The sequence below is a fragment of the Dyella amyloliquefaciens genome (assembly GCF_004296575.1).
Lineage (GTDB): Bacteria > Pseudomonadota > Gammaproteobacteria > Xanthomonadales > Rhodanobacteraceae > Dyella > Dyella amyloliquefaciens.
Map to the genome: position 1 here is coordinate 493,580 of NZ_SAYT01000007.1, position 23,534 is coordinate 517,113.

The window sequence follows — 23,534 nt, forward strand, 5'->3', positions numbered from 1 at the left end:
CGCTCAAAATGGTCGGCTGCGGTCTAAGCGAGCATTCAGTGAATCAAGGGTTCAATGACGGCACGTAAGGATCGAATCAGGCGGTTGCGGGGTGCTCCGCCGATCCAGACAGGAGAGCATTATGAACAGGTTGGTCGCTTCAGCGCTGCATGTGGGCATGGGCGCTGTGTTGGTATTTGGTCTTTCGGCGTGCAACCGCGACGCCAATGCCGACGGTGGCGTGGGTTCCACGGCGCAGCAGGCCGCAGGCCAGGACGGGGCGAAGTACGCCCGCGTGGTGAGCGTAACGCCGGTGCGCGATCAGGCATCGGCGCCGCAGCAGGTGTGTCATGACGAAGTCGTGACGCAGCACAAGCCGGTGCAGGACACCCATCAGATTGCAGGTACCGCCATTGGTGCGGTTGCCGGTGGCTTGCTCGGCAATCAGGTCGGCGGCGGCAAGGGACGCACGCTCGCCACGGTGGCGGGTGCGGTCGGCGGCGGCTACGCCGGTCACGAAATCCAGGCGAATCATCAGCGCAATGCCACGACACAGTCCACGCAGCGTCGTTGCGAAACCGTGCCGGGTAATGGTGGCGACAAGGTGGTGGCGTACGATGTGAGTTACGAGTACAACGGTGTTACTCGCACTGTGCGCATGGATCACGATCCGGGCGACAGGCTGCAGGTACAGGAAGGTGTGGTAGCCGTTTCCGACGCTCACTGAGGATTCACGCCATGCGGACATTGCTTAGACATTTGGCTGTCGTTGGATTGATTTCAGTTCTAGGGATTCTTTCCGGTTGCGAGACACCGCCCCAGCGGCAGGTGGTCTATAGCGGTAGTTCAAGTCGTTGCGAGCAATGTGGCGTGGTGAGTGACATACGCCAGGTCCAGACACAGAAGGGTTCTTCCCCGCTGGGCATGGTGATCGGTGGTATCGCCGGTGGCGTGATCGGCAATCAGTTCGGCGGCGGCAGCGGCAAGACCCTGACGACGGTGGCTGGTGCGGTTGCCGGTGGTGCCATCGGCAACCAGGTCGGCAAGAACAACAGTAGCCCGGACGTGGCCTGGCAGGTGACGATCAAGCTGGACGATGGTCGCTACGCCACGGTGACGCAAGGTGCTGATCCGCAGGTGCGCCCCGGTGACTACGTGCAGATCCGCAACAATCTTGTCTATCGGCTCTGACGTTTAAGACGTATAGACGTCCAAATAAAAAGGCCCTCATGCGAGGGCCTTTTTTCATGGGTGATGGTTGTGTGGTCAGTTGACCGCGTAGAAGGCGTGGTCGCCGATGGTCTTCACCACGCGCTTGGTCGACCATGCAGGTGCCACGGCCAGCGTGGCGAAGTGGTCGGCCTGCGGAACGTAGACGGTGCGTTCGCCCTTCGGAAGGCTCCAGTTGCTGATGGAGTCGCCGGCGATTTTCCACGCCTTCGTCCACGAGTTGAGGTCGGTGACCTCGAAGGTGCTTGCGGTCGTTGTCAGTGCAAACTGACGCGGAGAAGTAACCACGTCGCAAACACTTCCGCCCCAGGTGCCGCGATCGCGACGCCGAAGGGCAACCTCGGCCACTGCATACTGCCCGATGGTCGATTCACTGCGTGCCTCGAGATATACCGTCGTGGCCAGGCAGGTCTGGTCCGCGAGGGGCTGGGGTAGCACGGACGCTAACCACAACAGCATCGAAAGTTTCATTGTCTGCCTCCAGCGTGCTGTACGCGCGAAGCCGGTGATGCGTGACTTCGAGCGCCGTTGCGATGGACGGGCGGGCAGGCCGTTCCATCTGGATTGAACACCTTGGCCGAAACTTGTGGTCAAGGCGGTTTGCCACGGGATTGTGGCCAGTCGAGCGGCTGATCCGGCGCCGCTCTCTACTTGTACGTGCTGCAATGGCTTGGTTACGGGTACGACGACCGCGTTGCCTGCAACTACACCGCGTCTATGGCGGCAGGTACTCCGGCGTTATCTGCCGGGTCGCGCTGATCCGGACCCCTCCGGTTCGTCGCGTATGTCGGCACCCTTGGGCATCGGGCGCCACTGAATTGGCTGGCGGAGACTAGTGGCGAGTTTCCGATCTGGCAAGTGCCTGGCAGTTCAGATTCACATTGTGCTCACGCTTGCTGAAGCGATCGCGAATCCCTTCGCAAGCAATTGCTTCATGCCGGCCAACTCTCTTCGATATGCATCGTGATGACGTTGCCATCGATATCGAACGTGCTGTTTTCAAGTGCTCCAGCGAGTTCGTCATCGATGACGGCGAGTGCCAGGGCGCGTGCCCCTTCGCCGGCGACTTGGAGCAAATGGACGGCTCCTTTATCGCCATGGCGCAGCAAGGTGCCCCCAGTCAAGTGCTGCGACAATACGACGCAATGCATATGCCGCTTGTGTCCGCCGCGATAGTGCAGGCGGGCCACGATCTCCTGTCCCGGGTAACAACCTTTGTCGAATGACACTGCCCGCAGGCGCTCGAGCGAGAGGGCGGGTGGCAGCAGCGCTCCTAGTGCATCGGCGGGCAGCCATGGCCAGCCAGCGAGAACCTGCGACAGGCGCCAGTCGTCGCTCTCTTGGTTGGCGCCCACGACGAGACTGTGGTCGCCGCAGCCGAACGTGTAACCATCGCCTTCACGAGTGACAGCGTAAGTGTCGAGCGCAGGGCCGGTGCCGAGGGAGATTGGTGCATGGGCGGTCAGTCTGACTTTGGCGCGGAATACGAAGCGCTGCAGTGACTGCGCCATGGAAGCGGTATCGCCCCCGCGCAACAGCAAGAGCAATCCGTCGTCGGCAACGCGGGCAAGGTGGAACAGGGCGAGCACCCGGCCTTGCGCATCGAGCCACGCATTGAATTGCCATTGCCCGACGGCAAGCGTATGGACGTTGCCGCTGAATTGGGCCTGGGCGAACGCAAGGGCGTCGGCGCCTTCGATGGACAGGGTCTGAGCAGAGTGGTGTGTAGCCATAGATGGGCGAGGTGAGGGCAGGGCGCTGGCCATACAAGTGTGGTCTGCTTACTGTCAGACGATCACGTCGCCGTCAAGGTTGTGCTGAATTTACGCAAGTATTACGCTTTTACAGCTTTCACATACCATGTCCGATACGTCCTCCCAGCCAAAGTCCTCGCCGGCTTCCGCTCCTGCGGAACAAGCGACCGTGCCTGCCGTTCCGGCGACGGAAAAGACCCCGGCTGAGCGGCCGGCCCCGGATCCCACCCGCTACGGCGATTGGGAAAAAAACGGGCGCTGTATCGACTTCTGATCTTCGCCGCGCCGGCTCCGCGCCGGCGTCGCTGGAGATAGGGAAGGGCGGTAAAGGGCATCAGCGATTCCACCCAGGATAGCCGCCATGGCAGACACGCAACGACCGCTCTCTCCACACATGGGCATATATAAGTGGCAGGTACAGATGGTGACATCCATCTTGCATCGCGCTACTGGCATCGCCCTCTCCGTTGGAACCCTGATCGTACTGTGGGGAGTGTTCTCCCTCGCCACTGGCGAAGACAGCTACAGCCAGTTCAGGACCTGCATCGGCAGCCCGATCGGGCTGATCCTCATGTTTGGTTGGACCTGGGCGCTGTTCTATCACCTGTGCAATGGCATCCGTCATCTGCTGCAGGACGGCGGCATGGGTTATGCCATTCCGCAGTTCGTGCGCTCCAGCTGGCTCTCGATCATCGTGAGCATCGTGCTGACGGTGCTGGTCTGGGCCTACGTGCTGACTTCCGGAGGTGCGGCATGAGCGCGAACGGCCAGAAGCATGACGTGCGCAACGACATGCGCAATCCGCTCAAGCGAGCCCGCGGCCTTGGTTCGGCGCAGTCTGGCGTCGGCCATTGGTGGACGCAGCGCGTCACCGCGACGGCGCTGGTGTTCCTCGGCATCTGGTTCGTGCTGACCGTGCTCGGCATGATCCACGCCGACTACGCCACGGCCCGCTCGATCGTCGCCAAGCCGTGGAACGCAGTGCTGCTGGTGGCCTTCGTGCTCACCATGTGCTGGCACGCCGTGCTCGGCCTGCAGATCGTGATCGAGGACTACGTGCATACGCGCTGGAAGGAAGTTGCCCTCCTGGTGCTGGTGAAGTTCATTGCAGTGCTCGGCACGCTGGCCACGTTGATGGCCGTGCTGCGCGTGGCGCTGGGAGCCTGATTCCATGGAAAGCTACAAGATCCAACAGCATAAGTACGACGTCATCGTGGTCGGCGCCGGCGGCGCGGGCCTGCGCGCCACCTTCGGCCTGGCCGAGAAGGGCCTCAAGGCCGCGTGCATCACCAAGGTGTTCCCGACCCGCTCGCACACCGTGGCGGCGCAGGGCGGTATCTCCGCCGCACTCGGCAACATGGGCGAGGACGACTGGCGCTTCCACTTCTACGACACGATCAAGGGTTCCGACTGGCTCGGCGACCAGGATGCGATCGAGTACATGTGCCGCGAGGCGATTCCGGCCATCATCGAGCTGGAACACTACGGCGTGCCGTTCTCGCGTACCGAGGAAGGCAAGATCTACCAGCGTCCGTTCGGCGGCATGACCACCCATTACGGCAAGGGCACCGCGCAGCGCACCTGCGCCGCGGCCGACCGTACCGGTCACGCCATCCTGCATACGCTGTACCAGCAGGCGCTGGCGCATGACGCCACGTTCTTCATCGAGTACTTCGCCATCGACCTCATCTTCGACGAAGAAGGTGTGTGCCGCGGCGTGCTCGCGCTGGACATGAACGAAGGTACGCTGCACTTCTTCCGCGGACAGTCCGTGGTGCTGGCGACCGGTGGCTACGGCCGCGCCTACTTCAGCGCCACCTCGGCGCATACCTGCACCGGCGACGGTGGCGGCATGGTGCTGCGCGCGGGCCTCGCGTTGCAGGACATGGAGTTCGTGCAGTTCCACCCGACCGGCATCTACGGCTCGGGCTGCCTGATCACCGAAGGCGTGCGTGGCGAGGGCGGTTACCTCACCAACTCCAACGGCGAGCGCTTCATGGAGCGCTATGCCCCGAACGCCAAGGATCTCGCCTCCCGTGACGTGGTCAGCCGCGCCATGACCATGGAAATCCGCGAAGGCCGTGGCGTGGGCGAGCACAAGGACCACATCCACATCAACCTGATGCACCTGGGCGCCGAAGTGATCCACGAGCGCCTGCCGGGCATCGCCGAGTCGGCGCGCATCTTTGCCGGCGTGGACGTGACCAAGGAGCCGATCCCGGTGATCCCGACCGTCCACTACAACATGGGCGGCATCCCGACCAACTACCACGGCGAAGTGGTGCAGAAGCGCGGCGACGACGTCGACGCCGTCGTGCCGGGCCTGTTCGCCATCGGCGAAGCGGCCTGCGTGTCGGTGCACGGCGCCAACCGCCTGGGCTCCAATTCGCTGCTCGACCTGGTGGTGTTCGGTCGTGCCGTGGCGAACCGCTGCGCGGAGATCGTCACCCCGGGCGCGCCGCACAAGGACCTGCCGGCCAGCGTGCTGGACAAGGCGCTGACCCGTTTCGACGGCCTGCGCAACGCCAAGGGCAGCCAGCCGACCGCGAAAATCCGTGCGGAAATGCAGCGCACCATGCAGTCCGATGCTGCCGTGTTCCGCACCGGCGAATCGCTCCAGGAAGGCTGCGAGAAGATCTCCAAGGTGCGCGATTCGTTCAAGGACGTGGGCGTCAGCGATCGTTCGCTGGTGTGGAACTCCGACCTGATCGAAACGCTGGAACTCGCCAACCTGCTCGACCAGGCCGTGGCCACCATGTATTCGGCGGCCCAGCGCGAGGAGAGCCGTGGCGCTCACGCCCGCGAGGACTTCCCGGACCGCGACGACCACACCTGGCAGAAGCACACGCTGGTGGCGGTCGATGAGAACGGCAAGGCCAGCTTCGACTTCCGTCCGGTGCACATGTACACCATGACGAGCGATGTCGAAGTCGTCCCGCCGAAGAAGCGCGTTTACTGATACCCGGACTGGAGAGCCATTGTGGCCGAGTTTTCGCTACCCAAGAATTCCAAGGTCCAGCCGGGCAAGCACTTTCCGGCGAAGGACGCGAAGAAACCCCGCACGTTCCGCATTTACCGCTGGTCGCCGGACGACGGCCAGAACCCGCGCATCGACACGTACGAGGTTGACCTCGCCGCGTGCGGTCCGATGGTTCTGGACGCCCTGCTGAAGATCAAGAACGAGATCGATCCGACGCTGACGCTGCGCCGTTCGTGCCGCGAAGGCATCTGCGGTTCGTGCGCCATGAACATCGACGGCACCAACACCCTGGCCTGCACCAAGGCCATCGGTGACTGCGAGTCGGGCGATGTGAAGATCTACCCGCTGCCGCACATGCCGGTGGTTAAGGATCTGGTGCCGGACCTCACGCACTTCTACGCACAGTTCGCCTCGATCAAGCCGTGGCTGCGTACGCAGAGTGCGGCGCCGGACCGCGAGCGCCTGCAGTCGCCGGAAGACCGCAAGAAGCTCGACGGCCTGTACGAGTGCATCCTGTGCGCGTGCTGCTCGACCAGCTGCCCGAGCTACTGGTGGAACGGCGACCGCTACCTCGGTCCGGCCATCCTGCTGCAGGCCTACCGCTGGATCGTGGACAGTCGCGATGAAGACACCGGCAACCGCCTGGACGATCTGGAAGATCCGTTCAAGCTGTACCGCTGCCACACCATCATGAACTGCGCGCGCACCTGTCCGAAGGGTCTGAACCCGGCCAAGGCGATTGCGGAGATCAAGAAGCTGATCGTCGAGCGTCGCTCGTAAGCGTCTCGTTTTCCCTCTCCCCTTCGGGGAGAGGGCAGGGTGAGGGGTGGGTGCTCGCGAAAGAGCTTCCACTTGCCAAGACTGAGGCAAGATTGACCCCTCACCACCATAAAGGTGGCACTGCCTCGGTCCTCTCTCCCGAGGAGGGGACTACCTTCGGGTCGCCCGGAGGGGAGAGGAAGAAAGTCGGAGGCAACCCGCAATGGACGAAGCCCGTATCAAACGCCTCCGCTGGCGCACCCGCCGCGGCACCCGTGAGCTCGACGCGCTCTTTGGCGGCTGGCTCGACGAACGCTTTGCCGCTGCCGACGAAGCACAGCGCCAAGCCTTCGATGAACTCCTCGATGTGCAGGACCCGGACCTGTGGGACTGGGTGATGGGCCACGCCAAGGCGACGCGCCCCGACTGGCAGGCCATCATCGATGACATCCGCTCCCGCCATCGGCTTTGAATACCGGCCCTCGCGCTGGCTGGGACGTGTCCTTGTCCCCATGGTCTCGCTGGCTGTCGCCGCCGCTTGGCTGAGCGCGATTCCTTATCTACTGAAAGCCTTGGTGACCGCCTTGTTGGTCGCCGCCGCATGGCGATCCCTGGCGATGTTCGTGCGCTCGCCGGTAAGGGGCACGGGGTGGAGTCAACGGAGCGGTTGGACCGTCCGTATGGCCGATGGCGAGGACAAGCCGGCGTCATTGCTCGCGTTTCGCGTGGCCGGCGAGCGAATGATCTGGTTGCGCCTGGGCGTGCCGGGGCACGGCGCTGTTTCCATGCTGCTCGCCCCCGACAACAGCGATGCCGACATCCGGCGGCGGCTTCGCATGCGCCTGGCGCTGGCCGATAGGGCCACTTCCCATGCGCCGGGCACTCTGCCGGCTGAACGCGGTCCTACGGTTTAGCCGCGTCTCAGGCGATAATCATCGCCATTCGGGCGGCCAGCCCCCAAGAACCCACAAGCGACCGCCCTAATGTTCCGACCGCTCGAGTTATTCATCGGCCTGCGATACACCCGCGCCAAGCGTCGCAACCAGTTCATCTCCTTCATTTCGACGGTTTCCATCGTGTGCATCGCCATCAGCGTGACCGCGCTGATCACGGTGATGTCGGTGATGAACGGCTTCGATGACGAGTTGCGCTCGCGCATCCTCGGCGCCATCTCGCACGCCACCGTATCCGGCATGCCGGGACAGAGCGTGCAGGACTGGCCGCGCGCGGTGCAGATCGCCGAAGCCAACAAGCACGTGAAGGGCGCGGCGCCCTACGTGGAAACCGAAGCCTTCCTGCAGGCGCGTCGCCCCAGCGGTGCGGTGGTGCGCGGCATCGAACCCGCGCAGGAACCCAAGGTGTCAGACATCGGCCAGCACATGGTCGAAGGCCAGTTGAGCGACCTGACGCCGGGCAGCTGGAACATCGTGCTGGGTCGCGAACTGGCGATGACGCTGGGCGTGGCCGTGGGCGACAAGGTCATCATGGCCGTGCCCGCGTTCCATTCTTCGCCCATCACCGGCAGCGTGCCGAACCTGCGCAGTTTCAAGGTCGCCGGCGTGTTCGAGATGGGCATGCAGGAGTTCGACTCCGGGCTGGCCCTGGTCAACATGGCCGATGCCGAGCGCATCAACCAGATCGACGGCCCCACCGGCATCCGTCTGCGTCTGGACGACATGTTCAATGCGCGCAGCGTGGCGCACGAGCTGGCTGACCAGCTGGGCCAGGTCTATCGCGTGGAAACCTGGATGGACAGCCACGCCAACTTCTTCTCCGCCATCTCGATGGAGAAGAAGGTGATGTTCATCATCCTCTCGCTGATCATCCTGGTCGCGGTGATCAACCTCATCTCGATGCTGATGATGCTGGTCACCGACAAGCAGGCCGACATCGCCATCCTGCGCACGCTGGGCTCCACGCCGCGCAGCATCATGGGCATGTTCATGGTGCAGGGCGTGCTGGTGGGCTTCGTGGGCATTGGCTTCGGCGTGACGCTGGGGTCGCTGCTGTCGTGGAAGCTGCCGGGCATCGTCAAGTGGATCGAACACGTCACCGGCATCACCTTCCTCTCGCCGGACGTCTATTACATCAGCGAGCTGCCGAGCAAGCTCGATGCTGGCGACGTGGGCTGGGTGGCCTTGATCACCTTCCTGTTCTCGCTGCTGGCCACCCTTTACCCCGCATGGCGTGCGTCGCGCACCCAGCCTGCGCAGGCGCTGCGCTATGAGTAATGCCATGAACAACAATATCGTCCTGCGCGCCAGCAACATCGCCAAGGTCTACGAAGAGGGCGACCTGAAGACCGACGTGCTTGCCGACGTGAGCTTCACGCTGAAGCGTGGCGAGACGCTGGCCATCGTGGGCGCCTCGGGCTCGGGCAAGAGCACGCTGCTGCACATCATCGGCGGCCTGGACACGCTGACCCGCGGCGAAGTGGAAGTGGAGGGGAAGAATCTCTCGCGTCTTTCCGATGCCGACCGTGGCCGCGTGCGCAATCGCTCGATGGGTTTCATCTACCAGTTCCATCACTTGCTGCCCGAGTTCACCGCGCTGGAGAACGTGTGCATGCCGCTGCTGATCCGCGGCGTCGCGATCGCGGAAGCGGAGCGCCAGGCTAGCGAGCTGCTTGGCCGCGTGGGCTTGAGCAAGCGTCTCGGCCACAAGCCCGCCGAGCTGTCCGGTGGCGAGCGCCAGCGCTGCGCGGTGGCACGTGCCCTGGTGACGCGTCCGGCGGTGGTGCTCGGCGATGAGCCCACCGGTAATCTCGATGAAGGCAATGCAGCGCAGGTCTACGACCTGATGCTGGAGCTCAATCGCGAGATCGGCACCAGCTTCATCCTCGTCACCCATGACAGCCGACTCGCCCAGCGCATGGATCGCACGCTGGAGCTCCACAACGGCAAGTTGGTCGACAAGATCTACGCCTGATCTTCCGGCAAGTCGAGCGTCGGCGAAAGGAGCCGACGCCTACATGCTTTTCCGGCGTCGCGCGGGGATTCGCACACTAAGCTGGCCCCTTCCTTTGGAAGGGGATCAGCGTGCGCAAGGATGGTGCGATCACGCCGGCGATCATGCTGTTGATCGGCGTGCTGGTGGTGCAGTGGCTGCCGGCCTTGCCGCCACGCTGGTTCTGCCTGGCCTTGGCAATGATGTCCCTTTTGACGTGGCGCTTCGCTCCGAGTTGGCGCTGGCTGGCGTGGTGTGCATTCGGCGTTGCCTGGGCGTGCTGGCGGGGCGGCATGGCGATGGATGCCCGACTTCCGCGAGAGCTGGAAGGCATGGATGTACACATCGTGGGGCGCGTTATCGACCTTCCGTCGATACGCGACGACGCCACCGGCTTTCTGATGATGATCGAGAGCGCGACGTTGGCCGAACGTGATCTGGCGCTGCACGGACGCCTGCGCGTTAACTGGTACGACAGTGCTCCGTCATCGTTGTCGCCGTGTAGCCGCTGGCAACTCGTGGTGAGATTGAAGCGGCCGCGTGGCCTGATGAATCCCGGCAGTGCGGATGGCGAACGCAGCGCCCTGGAACGGGGCATCGTGGCGACGGGATACGTTCGCGACGATCCCGACAATAGACTCCTGCAAGTCGACCACTGCATCGACGGCGTGCGCGCGGCGATCAGCAGCGCCATCGCCGGGCGGGTGGACGACCCGCGTGACTCGGCGCTGCTGCGGGCCTTCGCGGTAGGCGACACGCGCGGGCTCACGCCACGTGACTGGGCCGTGGCGCGCGCCAACGGCATTCCCCACCTGCTTGCGATCTCGGGATTCCATGTCGGCGTGGCGGCCGTGTTTGGGGTGTGGTTGGCGAGGCTGCTCTATATGCTCTGGCCAACGCTTGCCTTGCGGATGCCGCGCATGCCGGTGCAGGCCGCATCGGCCTTGCTGGCGGCGGGTATCTACAGCGCGCTGGCAGGGTTCGGATTGCCCACCGTGAGAACCTTGCTGATGATCGCCGTGGTCGCGCTCGCCCGGGGATTGCGTCGCGCACCGAACGGATTGCAGTCGTTGGCCCTGGCTTTGTTCGTGGTGGTGCTGTTCGATCCGCTGTGCGTGCTGGCGGCGGGATTCTGGCTGTCTTTCGTTGGCGTGGCATTCCTGATGCTGTGCATGACGAATCGTGGTCATGGGTTGCGTGGCTTCGTGCACGACCTGACCTCGACGCAATGGCTGATGACGGTATCGCTGCTGCCGCTGACGATGTGGTTCTTCGGTCAGGCCTCGCTGGTGGGGGCCCTGTCCAACCTCGTCGCCGTGCCGTTCGTCAGCTTCGTGATCGTGCCCTGCACCCTGGCGAGCATGCTGCTGCTCGGGTTATGCCCGCCGCTGGCGTCGCCCGTGTTGTGGGTGGCCGGGCACCTGGTACATGCGCAATGGTGGTTGCTGGATGAAATGGCGACATGGCCGGGTGCCCTCTGGTACCTGCCGGAAGTGACGCTATGGGCCTTGTTGCTTGCCATGCTGGGGGCGCTCTGGCTGTTCATGCCCAGAGGCGTGCCCATGCGCTGGATGGGTGGCCTGCTGTTCCTGCCGCTGGTGCTGCCGATCCGCGATGTGCCGACACACGGCGGGTTCCAGTTGTGGGCCCTCGATGTAGGGCAGGGGCTGTCGGTGCTCGTACGCACCGAAAATCATGCGCTGGTCTATGACGCTGGTGCGAAGTTTCCTTCCGATTTCGACATGGGCGAGGCGGCGGTGCTGCCATCGCTGCACGCGTTGGGTATCCGGAAGCTGGACCTGTTGGTGGCCAGCCATGCGGACAACGATCATTCGGGCGGCATACCCGCGGTGGCTGTCGAGTATCCGGAGGCGGAGCGCTACTCCGGCGAGCCCGAGCGCCTGACCCTGCCGATGAAACACTGTGTGCCAGGGCAGTCGTGGTCCTGGGACGGGGTCGTGGTGAGCGTGCTGCCATCAGGCGCGGCGGGTGCGCCAGCCAATGATCGGTCCTGTGTGCTGCTGGTCGAGGGGAGCGGTGGACGAGCCCTGCTCACCGGTGACATCACCTCCCGCATCGAGCCCACGGTGGCCGCCGCCATCCCGCCTGGGCCTCCGCTGGTGCTCTCGGTGCCACACCACGGCAGCCGCACATCGTCCAGCGCTGCGTTTCTGGCCGGCACGGAGCCCGTATTGGCGCTGATTTCCTCCGGGTGGCGCAACCGTTTCGGCCATCCCCATCCGCTGATCGTGAAGCGCTACGAGGACGCCGGCATTCCTTGGTTGAATACGGCTGTCGGCGGCGCCATTGAGGTGGTCTTTCCGCCGGACGCGGCGCCTTACGTGGCAGCGCAGTGGCGGCAGCGTCAATCGCGCTACTGGCGCGAGTGAGGCTGAGACTGGGTCGAGGCCTTCCCGCAACTGCCACCGGTGCCGCGGAACGGTCGGGCGAGACTGTTATGATGCCCCCCTCCTAAACGATCGAGTGGTCCGGAGTCGTTGTGCTGGAAATCCTGATGGCTGGTGGCTGGGCGATGCTGCCCATCCTGATCTGTTCGGCGGTCGCGCTGGCGATCGTGCTGGAGCGTTGCTGGACCTTGCGCCGTCGCTCGGTGCTGCCGCCCGGTCTGGGCGAGGAAGTGCGCAACTGGGCGCGCTCCGGCCAGCTCGATCCCAACCATCTGAATACCCTGGCCAGCGGTTCGCCGTTGGGTGAACTGCTGGCTTCCGCGGTAGCAGTGCGCAACCGTCCGCGCGAGCTGATCAAGGAGCGCATCGAGGACACCGGCCGTCATGTGGTGCATCGCATGGAGCGCTACCTCAATACACTCGGCACCATCGCGCTGATCGGCCCTCTGCTGGGCCTGCTCGGCACCGTAATCGGCCTGATCCGCATGTTCATGGAAGTGATGCGCGGTGGCGTGGGCGATCCCATGAAGATGGCCGGCGGCATCGGCGAGGCGCTGATCTGTACCGCCACGGGTCTGATCGTGGCGATTCCGGCCTATGTGCTGCACCGCTATTTCCGTTCCAAGGTGGCCGGCTACTGCGTGGAGATGGAGAAGCAGGCCACCCAGCTGCTCGACGAACTGACCGTCAACCAGTCCGCCGTCCGCGCGCGTACTCCGCGCACCACCGAGTCGAGCGCGAGCTGACGCATGCGTATCGGCAATGACCGCCGGCAGGATGATTTCGAGATCAACGTGATTTCGTTGATCGACGTGCTGCTTACCCTGCTGATGTTCTTCGTGCTCACCACCACCTTCATCCAGCACTCGCGGATGCAGGTGACGCTGCCCAAGGCCAGCGCCGAGGAGCGCGACATGCAGGTGCCCGCGCTCACCGTCGTGGTGGATCGCGACGGCCATTTCTACGTCGGCAGCGACGAGGTGCTGGGCGAGGGCATCGAGCCGCTCAAGCAGGCCATCGCCAACGTGGCCGGGGACGATCGCGAGCGTCAGGTGACCATCCGTGCGGATGCGATGACGCCGCACCAGAACGTGGTGACGGCCATGGACGCGCTGGGCCAGCTGGGCTTCACCAAGCTCTCCATTGCCACGACGCCTAGTCAGGAAGACAAGGCTCAATGAGCGAAGGCAAGAAGAACGTAGCTCTCTGGGATGCTGCAAGCCGCCAGGTCTACAAGCGGCTGCTGGGCTACTCGGCCCGCTACTGGCCGGTCATCCTGATTTCCATGATTGGCTTCGCCCTGGATGGCGGTGCGCTGGCTTATTTCACCAGCAAGCTGCAGCCGATCATGGACAAGTTGCTGGAACAAAAGGACCCGTACCTCATCCGCTGGATGCCGCTGTGGATCATCGGCATCTTCCTGGTGCGTGGCGTGGCGATCCTGATCAGCAACTACGGCATGGGCTACGTGTCGCGCAACGTGGTGCAGTCGATGCAGCGCGATGTGTTTGCGGCCTATCTGCGCTTGCCCGCGTCGTTCTTTGGCAGCGAGCATTCCGGCCACCAGATATCGCGCATCACCTACACCAGCGAGCAGATTGCCGGTGCGTCCACGGACGCACTGAAAGTGACCGTGACGGAGAGCATCACCGTCATCGGCATGTTCGCGGTCATGCTGTACAAGAGTGTTTATCTCACCATGGCGCTGCTGATCCTGGTGCCCGCCATCGTGCTTATCGCTTCGGCCGTCAGTCGCCGCTATCGCACGGTCAGCCGGCGTATCCAGGGCATGATGGGTTCGGTCACCGGCACCGTGGAAGAGGCCGTCAAGGCTCATCGCGAAGTGCGCATCTACGGTGGTCAGCAGCAGGCGGACGAGCACTTCAAGCAGGTGTCCGACCGGGCGCGCTATCTCAACCTCAAGATCGTCGCCACCAGCGCCATCTCGGGCTCGTCCACGCAGACCGTGGCGTCATTGGCGCTGGCCGGCATGGTGTACCTGGCTTCGCGTCCGTCCCAGATCGATCACATCTCTCCCGGCGTATTCATCGCCGTGCTCACCGCCATGGGCGGCATGCTGTCATCGCTCAAGCGGCTCACCAACGTGCAGTCCACGATGCAGACGGGCATTGCGGCGGCGGAGAACCTGTTCGCAATACTCGACATGCCGCCGGAAGTGGACAGCGGCACCCAGGTACTGGAACGCACCAAGGGTGACCTGCGTTTCGAGCAGGTCGGGCTGATCTATCCGCGGGACCATTTCGAAGCCCTGCGTGGGGTGGACCTGCGTTGCGCGCCCGGCACCGTCACCGCCCTGGTGGGGCGTTCGGGCAGCGGCAAGAGCAGCCTGGTCAGCCTGCTGCCGCGATTCAACGAGCCGACCAGCGGGCGCATTCTGCTCGATGGCGAGGACTACACGAGCTACACCCTGGCCTCCTTGCGTCACCAGATCGCCTGGGTGGGGCAGAACGTGGTGCTGTTCGACGGCACCGTGGCCGAGAACATCGCCTATGGCGAGCTGGCTGGCGCCAGCGAGCAGGACATCATCGCTGCGGCCGAAGCGGCCCATGCGATGGAATTCATTGCCAAGTTGCCGGACGGCATCCACGGCCAGATCGGCGAAGGCGGGAACCGGCTTTCCGGCGGCCAGCGCCAGCGCATCGCGATTGCCCGTGCGATCCTCAAGAACGCGCCGATTCTTGTCCTGGACGAGGCCACCAGCGCGCTCGATACGGAATCCGAACGACTGATCCAGCAGGCGCTGCAGCACCTGATGCGTGACCGCACCACGCTGGTGATCGCACACCGCCTGTCCACCATCGAGCACGCCGACCAGATCGCGGTAATGGATCAGGGACGCATCGTGGAGCAGGGCACGCACGGCGAATTGTTGGCGCTGGACGGACAATACGCGGCGCTGCATCGCATGCAGTTCCACCAGAGCGGCGACTGAGGGACACGCGATGGCCTTGGCCGACCGCCTTGAATCGGCGTGGTACGGCACCGGCCGCGCGCCATGGTGGACCGGGCCGCTCGCGGCGTTGTACGGCGCATTGACCAGCCTGCGGCGCGGGTTGTACCGGCTTGGCGTGCTGCGCAGTACGCGCCTTTCGGTGCCGGTGGTCGTCATCGGCAACCTCAGCGTCGGTGGCACCGGCAAGACCCCCGTGACCATCGCCATCGCAGACTCATTGCGTCGCCGCGGTTATCGGCCGGGCGTGGTGAGTCGTGGCTATGGCGGATCGCAAAGAGAACCCGCATTGCTGGGCGAGTCGCCGGATCCCTCCGTCGTGGGCGACGAGCCTAGCCTGATCCGTGCCAGCGGCGCTGCCGTCGCGGTGGGGCGCAAGCGGCCTGCCGCGGCAAAACTGCTGATCGACGCCGGCTGCGACGTGGTCATCGCCGATGACGGCCTGCAGCACTACGCGCTGGCTCGCGATGTCGAGATCTGCGTGATCGATGGTGTGCGCCGCTTCGGCAACGGCCGCCTGCTCCCGGCGGGACCGTTGCGTGAACCGCTGTCCCGGTTGGAGCGGGTGGACTTTCGCATCTGCAACGGCGGTGCCGTCGCGCCAGACGATGTTCCCATGCAGCTGCAGGGAGGCCAGGTAAGGGCGCTGGTGGATGGGCAGGAGAAGCCGCTTGCCGATTTCGCCGGGCAGGAGGTGCACGCGGTGGCCGCCATTGGTCATCCGCAGCGATTCTTTGCCAGCCTGCGCTCGCAAGGCCTGCAGGTCATCGAGCATGCGTTTCCGGACCATCATGCTTTCACACGCGGCGACCTCACGTTCGGCGACGACAAGCCGGTGCTGATGACCGAAAAGGATGCCGTGAAGTGCCGTTCGTTCGCCCAGGCGCACTGGTGGGTGGTGCCGGTACGGGCGGTGCTCCCGCAGGCATTTTTTGACGAGCTTGATGGGCGCTTGAGGCAGGCCTCCGCGCGCTGAGCACGGAAGAGCCCGCAAGAAAAAAGCCGGCCACATCGGCCGGCTTTTTCGTTGGAGCCGAATCGCGCTTACTGGATGCGAACGATGTTGCCGTTCGGATCGATCTGCACGAGGTCACCGGTGCGGATCGCGCTGGCATCGGGCACGGTCACGTTGCTGTAGGCACCGTTGCCCATGCGGATGCGCAGGGTGTAGCTGGCGTTCGGACGACCGCTGTTGGCGCCGATGCGGTTGCCCGCGTAGCCGCCGCCCACTGCGCCGGCCACCGTGGCGAGGGTGTTGCCCTTGCCCTTGCCCACCTGGTTGCCCAGCACGCCACCGGCGATGCCGCCGATGATGGTGCCGGCCATGCTGTGGTCGTTGCCCTGGGTAACGTTCTGGTCGATGGCTTCCACGGTGCCGCACTGGTCGCAGCGAATGAAGATGCCGTCGTTGCGGACCAGCACATTGCCATTGCTGCGGCTGGACTGGGCGCTTGCGGCCATCGGGCCGGCAGCCAGCAGGGCGGCCAGCGACAGCACGAGAATACGGGGGTTAAGCATGAACTCTCTCTCCTTGGGTCGGGTTCGGCATCAGTCTATCCATACAGACTGAACCGGCGGACAAGTCCCCGCTATGATGTGCGCTTCGACCTGTCGGCACCGTGACTGAAACAGCACGGCGTCCACCGTCATTTGCGGAGTTCCCATGAGCCTCATCCAAGTTCCGGTTTCCTACGGCGAGCTGATCGACAAGATCACCATCCTGGAGATCAAGTCCAAGCAGATCTCGGACGCCGCCAAGCTGGCCAATGTGCGTACGGAGCTGGACCTGCTCAACGCCACCTGGGCGTCACATCCGGCGTCCAAGACCGACATCAGCGACGAGCGTGCCCGCCTGCTGGCGGTGAACGAGGCGCTGTGGGATATCGAGGATCGCATCCGCCTCAAGGAAAAGGCCCAGGCGTTCGACGCCGAGTTCATCGAGCTGGCCCGTGCGGTGTATTTCCGCAACGACGAGCGCGCTGCGGTGAAGCGCGAGATCAACCTCAAGCTGGGCTCGCAGCTGGTTGAGGAAAAGTCATACCAGGACTATCGGGCGCCCTGACCCTTCCTGCCCTTTGTAGGAGCGCACCCAGTGCGCGAAAAGCCGACGGAGCGGCGTGGCCGTTACGCCGATCGCGCACTGGGTGCGCTCCTACAAAAAGCGGTTCGGCTATGCGAGGCCCAGGTGCGCGGCACAGGCCTCAAAACGCTCGATCACCTCATCCACGCCGATGAGGTCCATCACGCCGGGTCTTTCGATCTTGCTGCCCCACGGGATGTCGCTGGCGGGTTTGCCCAGGTACTTGCGTGACGCTTCGTCGTACTTGTCCACGCACCAGCGACGATCGGAGTAGGGGCCTGAACGATCCGGATTGCTGGCGGCGTGCAGTCCCAGCACCTTGCAACCCACCGCATTGCCCATGTGCATCGGCCCCGAGTCCGGGGTCAGCAGCATGGGCGCGCGCGTGAGCATGGCCATCATCTTCTTGAGCGTGTCCTTGCCGGTGAGGTCCAGCGGGGCATGTTTGCAAGCCGCGAGCACGGCGTCGGCCATGCTGCGTTCCAGCGGTGAGGGCCCGCCGACCAGCACCACGCGCCAGCCGCGTGCGCTCGCATGGTCCATCACGGCGGCGTAGCGCTCGGGTCGCCAATTTCGCAGGGTGTGGCTGGAGGTAGGACTCACCAGCAAGGTGGGAGCATCGCCGGGCAGCTGTTCTTCGGCCCAGGCATGGGCATCCTCGGGAATGGGGATGTCCCAGCGCACCTGGGTCTGCTCGAGGCCCAACGGTTCGCAAAAGCTACCCATGGCATCGAGCACGTGCTCGCCGGTGCGGGCGGGGATGCGCTCGCCGACAACCAGGCCATGACCGTCCTTGGCGCGAGCCTTGTCGTAACCGATGCGCCGGTCCGCCTTCACGAACAGGCTGAGCAGGTTGGAGCGCAGTGCCACCTGCATGTGCAGCAGCGCATCGAAGCGCTTGCCCTCCAGTGCCTTGCCGACCTCGCGCATGCCGGCGAAGCCAGCGCTCTTGTCGAACGTCACGAAGGTCACGCCGGGCAGGTCACCGACCAGGCGGCGCTCGAGCTTGCCTGCGATCCAGGTCAGCTCGGTCTGCGGCCAGGCGGCCTGTAGCGTGCGCACCAGTGGTACGACATGGGTGACGTCGCCAATGGCGGACGTGCGCAGCAGGCAGATCGAGGCAGGAGCAGTCATTAGGCTAGAATCGCTGGAATAGGGCTTGGAGCGGCGTCGGAAGCACAGGGTATGGCGATGCAGGAACGAATCCGCGAAGACGCCGCTGGAGCGATTCTGTTCGACGCTGCGGTGTCGCCACAAGTCGATGCCGACTGGTTCGATCCCGAGGCATGGCAGGCGCGTGGTGCCCTGCGCCGGCAACAAGGCGGCCGGGGTGGCGTGGCCATCATCGATACGCCCGCCGGCGAATGCGTGCTGCGGCATTATCGCCGCGGCGGCATGGTGGCGAAGCTGATGGGCGATCGCTACCTGTGGAAGGGCGCCGACCGGACGCGCTGCTTTGCCGAATTCCGATTGCTCGGACGGATTGCTTCGCTGGGCCTCCCGGGGCCGCAGGCCGTCGCCTGCCGGTATCGCCGCGAAGGGCTCTTCTACACTGCCGATCTGATCACCCGCCGCATCGCCGACACCCGGACGCTGGCCGAGTGCCTGGCGGACAGAGTGCTGGATGGCGAGATGGCCGAGCTGGTAGGCGCCCTCGTTGCCCGTTTTCATCGCGCCGGCATCTGGCACGCCGACCTCAACGCGCACAATGTGCTGGTGGCGGCAGAGCAGCTGTACCTGATCGATTTCGATCGCGGCTGCCAGCGTGAACCGGCCGAAGCCTGGCAGCAGGGCAATCTCCAGCGCCTGCGCCGCTCGCTGGTGAAGCTCGGCGCTGCCGCTCAGGGCGAAGCCGCCTTCGAAGAACAGCTGTGGAAACCCCTCATCTACCGTTACGAGCGTACCCTTCGCGCATGAACTGGAACCTGCATTTCCTAGGCGTCGGCGCCGCTCACGCCGTGGAGCTGGGCTCGTCGGCCGTGGTGCTCGAACGCGATGGCGCACCAGTGCTGCTGATCGACTGCGGTCCCGATACGCTGGACCGTTACCTCGCCGCCTATGGCGAGCCGCCGCGCGCGCTCTACATCACGCACACGCACATGGATCACGTGGGCGGCATGGAGCGGCTGTTCTTCCGCCTGTGGTTCGACGAGCAATGGCGTGGTCGCACGCGCGTGTTCATCCATGCGGGCCTGATGACCTGGCTGCAGGGGCGGATAGCCGACTACCCGAACGTGCTGGCCGAGGGTGGCGTGAACTTCTGGGAAGCCTTCCACCTGGTGCCTTGCACGCGCGGCTTCTGGCTGGACGGCCAGTGGTTCGACGTATTTGGTACGCGGCACCACATGGCGGGCACGTCATATGGCGTGGCGCTGGCTGGCAGCTTCGCCTACACAGGCGACACGCGGCCGATTTCCGAGGTGCTGGCGCGGGTGGCGGATGCCGGCGAGGTGATCGCCCACGATTGCGGGCTGGTCGGCAATCCTTCGCATACCGGCATCGATGACATCGAGCGCGAATATCCCGATTCGCTGCGCCAACGCCTGCGCCTTTATCACTACGGCAGCGAGGCGGACGGCGCTGCGCTGCAGGCGCGCGGTTACACGATTGCGCGTGCGGGGGATCGCATTGCGCTGCCGGCACCAGCGCCGCTGCGGCCGGATGCGGGATGACCGTCGGACTCCCGGATGCGAGCGAATGCGATGTACTCGAATCATGTGCTGAAGCTGCTTCACTACCGCGCCTGGGCCGATCGTCTGACCTTTGATGCCGTGGCGGCATTGCCGGAAGGCGCCGCGACGGCGCCCCGGCTCACCATCTTCGGCAACATGCTGCGCACGCTCAGCCACACTTGGGTAGTCGACGACATCTTCAAGGCACACCTGACCGGGCGCGAGCATGGCTACACCAGTCGCAACACGCCCGAGCCGTTGCCGTTCGACGAGCTGTGGCCACGCCAGCAGGCGATGAATGCCTGGTATCTCGAATATGCAGAAGGTCTGACGCCCGAACGGGCGGCCGAGATGGTGGATTTCCAGTTCATCGGCGGCGGGGAAGGGTGCATGAGCCGCGAGGACATCATCCTGCACGTGGTCAACCATGCCACGTACCACCGAGGTTTCGTGGCCGACATGTTCTACCAGGTGCCGGCGAGGCCGCCGGCGACGGACTTGCCCGTCTTCCTGCGCGATGTGCCGCAGCCGGCGCGCTGAGATCCGGCGGTACTATCTTGTACGAACGGCGCCGTGCCGGTATCCTTTCGCCTCTTTGCCGGGCCCGAGTGCCCTGCAGGCAGGTTTCACCATTGCGGAGAGGTGTCCGAGTGGTTGAAGGAGCACGCCTGGAAAGTGTGTATACGGCTTATCCCCGTATCGCGGGTTCGAATCCCGCCCTCTCCGCCAGTGAGTGAAGCCCGCCGTCAGCAAAGCTGACGTACAAAGAACGTCTCTATGGTGGCCCTGTCGGTCCCCCCGCGACGATAGTTCGTAAACTCCGCCAGGCCCGGAAGGGAGCAACGGTAGCGAATGATTCGGGTGCCGGGGTGTGGCTGGCAGGGCCGCCGCCTTTTCGGAACCAGGCCGCCGATGCTTATCCCGGCGGTTGGTCGTCGGATCGTACTGACTTGCTGTCGGCGACTTGGCACAATCGGCATTCGCCCCAAGGTATCCCGGCATGTCCTATCAGGTACTCGCTCGCAAGTGGCGCCCCCGCAAGTTCGCCGAACTCGTCGGCCAGGAACATGTGGTGCGCGCGCTCACCAACGCGCTCGACACCGGGCGCATGCACCACGCCTATCTGTTCACCGGTACGCGCGGCGTAGGCAAGACCACCATCGCGCGCATTTTCGCCAAGTCGCTGAACTGCGAGCGCGGCGAATCGGCTGATCCCTGCGGCGAGTGCGCGGTCTGCACCGCGGTCGACGCCGGTCGCTTCGTGGACCTGCTCGAGATCGACGCGGCCAGCAACACCGGCGTGGACGATGTGCGCGAGGTGATCGAGAACGCCCAGTACGCGCCCGCCCGCGGCCGCTTCAAGGTGTACCTGGTCGACGAGGTGCACATGCTCTCCAAGCCGGCCTTCAACGCGTTGCTGAAGACGCTGGAAGAGCCGCCGCCGCACGTGAAGTTCCTGCTCGCCACCACCGACCCGCAGAAGCTGCCGGTGACGGTGTTGTCGCGCTGCCTGAAGTTCAATCTCAAGCGGCTGCTGCCCGAGCAGATCTCGGGCCAGATGCGCCACATCCTGGGCGCCGAAAACATTCCCTACGAGGATGCGGCGATCGCCGAACTGGCACGCGGCGCCGACGGTTCGCTGCGCGACGGCCTGTCGTTGCTGGACCAGGCCATCGCCTACGGCGGCGGCTCGCTGCGCGTGGATGACGTGCGCGCGATGCTCGGCAGCGTGGCGCGTGGCCAGGTGATGGGCGTGCTGCAGGCGCTGGCGGACGGCAACGGCGAAACGCTGATGACCGAATGCACGCGCATTGCCTCGTTCTCGCCGGATTTCGGCGGCGTGCTGGACGACCTCGCCAGCGTGCTGCATCGCATCCAGCTGATCCAGTTGGTGCCGGGCTATCGCCCTGACGACGAGGGCGACGACAGTGCGCTCGCGGCGCTGGCGCAGCAGTTCGCGCCCGAAGACGTACAGCTCTATTACCAGATCGCCACCACGGGTCGGCGCGACTTGTCGCTGGCGCCGGACGCGCGCACGGGCTTCGAAATGGCACTGCTGCGCATGCTGGCGTTCCGTCCCGGCGACAGCAGCGGTGCACCGGTCGAGCGCCCCGCGGCAAGCGCTGCGCCGCGCGCCGCCGCTCCGATGCCGCCACGCGCCGCTGCGCCTGTGGCGAACGAACGGATGCATGTGGCGAGCGTGACGGAGGCTCCGCGTGCCGCCCCGGCGCCCGTGGCTCCGGCCCCGGTCGCCGCACGCGAACCGGTGGCTCGCGATGCGAATGGCCTGCCGCACTGGGAAAGCCTGATCGAGCAAGCGAATCTGCGTGGCCCCCTGGGGCAGCTGGCGCAGAACGCTGCCCTGCGCGGACGCGAAGGGCAGACCCTGATCCTGGCCCTGCAGCCGGCGCACATGCATCTGGCTGTGGAACCCATGATGGGCCAGATGGAAGATCGCATCAGCCAGGCGCTGGGCGAGCGCATCAAGCTGCGCTTCACCGAGGAGCGTACCGCCGTTTCGGAGACACCCGCGGCGCGCGCCGCCAACGCCCGTGAGGCGGCCCAGTCGGCCGCGGAACAGGCCATCGACGAGGATCCGCTGGTGCAGTCCCTCAAGCGCGAATTCGGCGCGCGCGTGGTGCCCCAGTCGATCAAGCCCTTTGAGAACTGAAAGAGATAGCGGAGTAACGCCATGAGAGGACAGATCGGTCAGCTGATGCAGCAGGCCCAGCGCATGCAGGACGAGATGAAGCGTGCGCAGGAAGAGATCGCCAAGCTCGAAGTGACCGGCAGCGCCGGCGGCGGTCTGGTATCCGTGCTGATGACTGGCGCGCACGAAGTGCGCCGCGTGCAGATCGACCGCAAGCTGTTTGCGGACGACCCGGAAATGGCCGAAGACCTGGTGGCGGCGGCGGTCAACGACGCCGTGAACAAGGTCGCCGAAGTCAGCAAGAACAAGCTCGGCGGCGTCACCTCCGGCATGAACCTGCCGCCTGGCTTCAAGATGCCGTTCTAAGACAGTGCCTGTAGGAGCGCACCCAGTGCGCGACCGCAGAATCTGGGTGTGCGATACCTGAATCCATGCGGATGCCTGCATCGACGTCGTCCGGCGCAGGTTGATCGCGCACTGGGTGCGCTCCTACAACCAGTCCCTGATCCATGAGCAAACTCCTTACCGACCTCATCGAAGCCCTGCGTTGCCTCCCCGGTGTGGGCGGCAAGAGCGCCCAGCGGATGGCCTTCCATCTGCTGGAGCGTGATCGCGAGCGTGGCCTGCGCCTGGCGCAGGTGCTGGATCAGGCCATGCGCGATATCGGCAACTGCTCGCGCTGCCGCAACTTCAGCGAGACGCCGGTGTGCGCGCTTTGCTCCAGCAGCAGCCGCGACCGTCAGGTGTTGTGCGTGGTCGAGTCGCCGACAGAACTTGCGGCGATCGAACAGGCTACCGGCTATCGCGGCCAGTACTTCGTGCTGCTGGGTCGACTGTCACCGCTGGACGGCCTGGGACCCAGGGAGCTGGGCCTGGATCTGCTGGCCGACCGGCTGGGCGAAGGCGAGATCGAAGAGATGATCATCGCCACCAATCCCACCGTGGAAGGCGAGGCCACTGCGCACTACCTCGCCCAGCTCGCACGCGCCGCGGAAGTGCGACCCACGCGCCTGGCGCATGGTGTGCCGCTGGGTGGCGAACTGGAATACGTGGATCGCGGCACCCTGGCTCATGCCTTCGGCAGCCGGCAGGCGCTGGACTGAGC

Annotated in this window: 27 protein-coding genes, 1 tRNA gene and 1 other RNA gene; 25 read left to right on the forward strand and 4 right to left on the reverse strand. The window is 64.8% G+C overall.

Translation table 11 applies throughout. The annotated features are described in order from the left end of the window. Positions 1-121: 121 nt before the first annotated feature. Together EPB08_RS18090 and EPB08_RS18095 are read left to right on the forward strand one after the other, a co-directional pair. Positions 122-706, forward strand: coding sequence for a glycine zipper 2TM domain-containing protein (locus EPB08_RS18090; protein WP_130620488.1), 585 nt, complete (start codon positions 122-124; stop codon positions 704-706). Between the two features lie 146 nt (positions 707-852). Continuing rightward, a complete protein-coding gene (locus tag EPB08_RS18095; protein WP_229238402.1) occupies positions 853-1,170 on the forward strand; it encodes a glycine zipper 2TM domain-containing protein in 318 nt (105 codons plus the stop codon). Between the two features lie 75 nt (positions 1,171-1,245). On the opposite strand, the gene EPB08_RS18100 is transcribed toward EPB08_RS18095, so the two are convergent. Together EPB08_RS18100 and ygfZ are read right to left on the reverse strand one after the other, a co-directional pair. After that, complete coding sequence (locus EPB08_RS18100) at positions 1,246-1,668, reverse strand: cell wall hydrolase (protein WP_130620490.1); 423 nt, start codon at positions 1,666-1,668, stop codon at positions 1,246-1,248. A gap of 473 nt (positions 1,669-2,141) precedes the next feature. After that, complete coding sequence (ygfZ, locus tag EPB08_RS18105; protein ID WP_229238403.1) at positions 2,142-2,975, reverse strand: CAF17-like 4Fe-4S cluster assembly/insertion protein YgfZ; 834 nt, start codon at positions 2,973-2,975, stop codon at positions 2,142-2,144. A 94-nt stretch (positions 2,976-3,069) separates the two neighbouring features. Between ygfZ and EPB08_RS18110 the strand changes: the two genes are divergently transcribed. From EPB08_RS18110 to lpxK, 14 genes are all read left to right on the forward strand, one after another. After that, positions 3,070-3,237: a DUF1674 domain-containing protein gene (locus tag EPB08_RS18110; protein ID WP_130620491.1), complete on the forward strand. Its 168-nt coding sequence runs from the start codon at positions 3,070-3,072 to the stop codon at positions 3,235-3,237. Positions 3,238-3,324: 87 nt separating this feature from the next. Beyond that, positions 3,325-3,720, forward strand: a complete 396-nt coding sequence (gene sdhC / locus EPB08_RS18115; RefSeq protein WP_130620492.1) for a succinate dehydrogenase, cytochrome b556 subunit — start codon at positions 3,325-3,327, stop codon at positions 3,718-3,720. Continuing rightward, positions 3,717-4,130, forward strand: coding sequence for a succinate dehydrogenase, hydrophobic membrane anchor protein (gene sdhD, locus EPB08_RS18120; RefSeq protein WP_130620493.1), 414 nt, complete (start codon positions 3,717-3,719; stop codon positions 4,128-4,130). The genes sdhC and sdhD overlap by 4 nt, the downstream gene beginning before the upstream one ends. Positions 4,131-4,134: 4 nt before the next feature. Next, complete coding sequence (gene sdhA, locus EPB08_RS18125; RefSeq protein ID WP_130620494.1) at positions 4,135-5,922, forward strand: succinate dehydrogenase flavoprotein subunit; 1,788 nt, start codon at positions 4,135-4,137, stop codon at positions 5,920-5,922. A gap of 21 nt (positions 5,923-5,943) precedes the next feature. Next, positions 5,944-6,723 carry a succinate dehydrogenase iron-sulfur subunit gene (locus tag EPB08_RS18130; RefSeq protein ID WP_130620495.1) on the forward strand — a complete coding sequence of 260 codons (780 nt, stop codon included), beginning with the start codon at positions 5,944-5,946 and terminating at the stop codon, positions 6,721-6,723. A 202-nt stretch (positions 6,724-6,925) separates the two neighbouring features. Beyond that, complete coding sequence (locus tag EPB08_RS18135; protein ID WP_130620496.1) at positions 6,926-7,174, forward strand: FAD assembly factor SdhE; 249 nt, start codon at positions 6,926-6,928, stop codon at positions 7,172-7,174. After that, a complete protein-coding gene (locus EPB08_RS18140) occupies positions 7,146-7,616 on the forward strand; it encodes a hypothetical protein (RefSeq protein WP_205746387.1) in 471 nt (156 codons plus the stop codon). Before EPB08_RS18135 ends, EPB08_RS18140 begins: the two co-directional genes overlap by 29 nt. 69 nt (positions 7,617-7,685) lie before the next feature. After that, entirely contained in the window at positions 7,686-8,933 is a 1,248-nt protein-coding gene (locus tag EPB08_RS18145) for a lipoprotein-releasing ABC transporter permease subunit (RefSeq protein ID WP_130620497.1), read from the forward strand. 4 nt (positions 8,934-8,937) lie between these two features. Then, complete coding sequence (lolD, locus tag EPB08_RS18150; protein WP_130620498.1) at positions 8,938-9,630, forward strand: lipoprotein-releasing ABC transporter ATP-binding protein LolD; 693 nt, start codon at positions 8,938-8,940, stop codon at positions 9,628-9,630. A 110-nt stretch (positions 9,631-9,740) separates the two neighbouring features. Continuing rightward, positions 9,741-12,038: a DNA internalization-related competence protein ComEC/Rec2 gene (locus EPB08_RS18155; RefSeq protein WP_130620499.1), complete on the forward strand. Its 2,298-nt coding sequence runs from the start codon at positions 9,741-9,743 to the stop codon at positions 12,036-12,038. 125 nt (positions 12,039-12,163) lie between these two features. Beyond that, positions 12,164-12,802: a MotA/TolQ/ExbB proton channel family protein gene (locus EPB08_RS18160; protein WP_130620640.1), complete on the forward strand. Its 639-nt coding sequence runs from the start codon at positions 12,164-12,166 to the stop codon at positions 12,800-12,802. A gap of 3 nt (positions 12,803-12,805) precedes the next feature. Continuing rightward, on the forward strand, positions 12,806-13,237 hold the full coding sequence (locus EPB08_RS18165) for an ExbD/TolR family protein (protein WP_130620500.1): 432 nt from the start codon (positions 12,806-12,808) through the stop codon (positions 13,235-13,237). Further along, a complete protein-coding gene (gene msbA, locus EPB08_RS18170; RefSeq protein ID WP_130620501.1) occupies positions 13,234-15,009 on the forward strand; it encodes a lipid A export permease/ATP-binding protein MsbA in 1,776 nt (591 codons plus the stop codon). The genes EPB08_RS18165 and msbA overlap by 4 nt, the downstream gene beginning before the upstream one ends. Positions 15,010-15,019: 10 nt before the next feature. Continuing rightward, positions 15,020-16,003, forward strand: coding sequence for a tetraacyldisaccharide 4'-kinase (gene lpxK / locus EPB08_RS18175; RefSeq protein WP_130620502.1), 984 nt, complete (start codon positions 15,020-15,022; stop codon positions 16,001-16,003). A 68-nt stretch (positions 16,004-16,071) separates the two neighbouring features. On the opposite strand, the gene EPB08_RS18180 is transcribed toward lpxK, so the two are convergent. Beyond that, the gene (locus EPB08_RS18180; protein WP_130620503.1) at positions 16,072-16,545 is read right to left on the reverse strand and encodes a glycine zipper 2TM domain-containing protein; all 474 of its coding nucleotides are present in this window, start codon (positions 16,543-16,545) and stop codon (positions 16,072-16,074) included. A 145-nt stretch (positions 16,546-16,690) separates the two neighbouring features. Between EPB08_RS18180 and EPB08_RS18185 the strand changes: the two genes are divergently transcribed. After that, a complete protein-coding gene (locus tag EPB08_RS18185) occupies positions 16,691-17,089 on the forward strand; it encodes a DUF6165 family protein (RefSeq protein ID WP_130620504.1) in 399 nt (132 codons plus the stop codon). A 108-nt stretch (positions 17,090-17,197) separates the two neighbouring features. Here EPB08_RS18185 and EPB08_RS18190 read toward each other — a convergent pair whose 3' ends face one another. Then, positions 17,198-18,241 (reverse strand): glycosyltransferase family 9 protein, encoded by a 1,044-nt coding sequence (locus tag EPB08_RS18190; RefSeq protein WP_130620505.1) that lies wholly within the window; start codon positions 18,239-18,241, stop codon positions 17,198-17,200. A 51-nt stretch (positions 18,242-18,292) separates the two neighbouring features. On the opposite strand from EPB08_RS18190, the gene EPB08_RS18195 reads away from it, so the two are divergent. From EPB08_RS18195 to recR, 8 genes are all read left to right on the forward strand, one after another. After that, on the forward strand, positions 18,293-19,024 hold the full coding sequence (locus tag EPB08_RS18195; protein ID WP_130620506.1) for a 3-deoxy-D-manno-octulosonic acid kinase: 732 nt from the start codon (positions 18,293-18,295) through the stop codon (positions 19,022-19,024). Further along, on the forward strand, positions 19,021-19,779 hold the full coding sequence (locus EPB08_RS18200) for an MBL fold metallo-hydrolase (protein WP_130620507.1): 759 nt from the start codon (positions 19,021-19,023) through the stop codon (positions 19,777-19,779). The genes EPB08_RS18195 and EPB08_RS18200 overlap by 4 nt, the downstream gene beginning before the upstream one ends. Before the next feature lie 30 nt (positions 19,780-19,809). Next, entirely contained in the window at positions 19,810-20,319 is a 510-nt protein-coding gene (locus tag EPB08_RS18205) for a DinB family protein (RefSeq protein WP_130620508.1), read from the forward strand. Between the two features lie 96 nt (positions 20,320-20,415). Then, positions 20,416-20,508, forward strand: a tRNA-Ser gene (locus EPB08_RS18210). A gap of 58 nt (positions 20,509-20,566) precedes the next feature. Continuing rightward, an RNA gene (gene ffs / locus EPB08_RS18215) (signal recognition particle sRNA small type) lies at positions 20,567-20,663 on the forward strand. 116 nt (positions 20,664-20,779) lie between these two features. Then, positions 20,780-22,450, forward strand: a complete 1,671-nt coding sequence (gene dnaX / locus EPB08_RS18220; RefSeq protein WP_130620509.1) for a DNA polymerase III subunit gamma/tau — start codon at positions 20,780-20,782, stop codon at positions 22,448-22,450. 21 nt (positions 22,451-22,471) lie between these two features. Further along, on the forward strand, positions 22,472-22,795 hold the full coding sequence (locus tag EPB08_RS18225; protein WP_130620510.1) for a YbaB/EbfC family nucleoid-associated protein: 324 nt from the start codon (positions 22,472-22,474) through the stop codon (positions 22,793-22,795). Between the two features lie 143 nt (positions 22,796-22,938). After that, entirely contained in the window at positions 22,939-23,532 is a 594-nt protein-coding gene (gene recR / locus EPB08_RS18230) for a recombination mediator RecR (protein WP_130620511.1), read from the forward strand. The last annotated feature ends 2 nt before the right edge of the window (positions 23,533-23,534 follow it).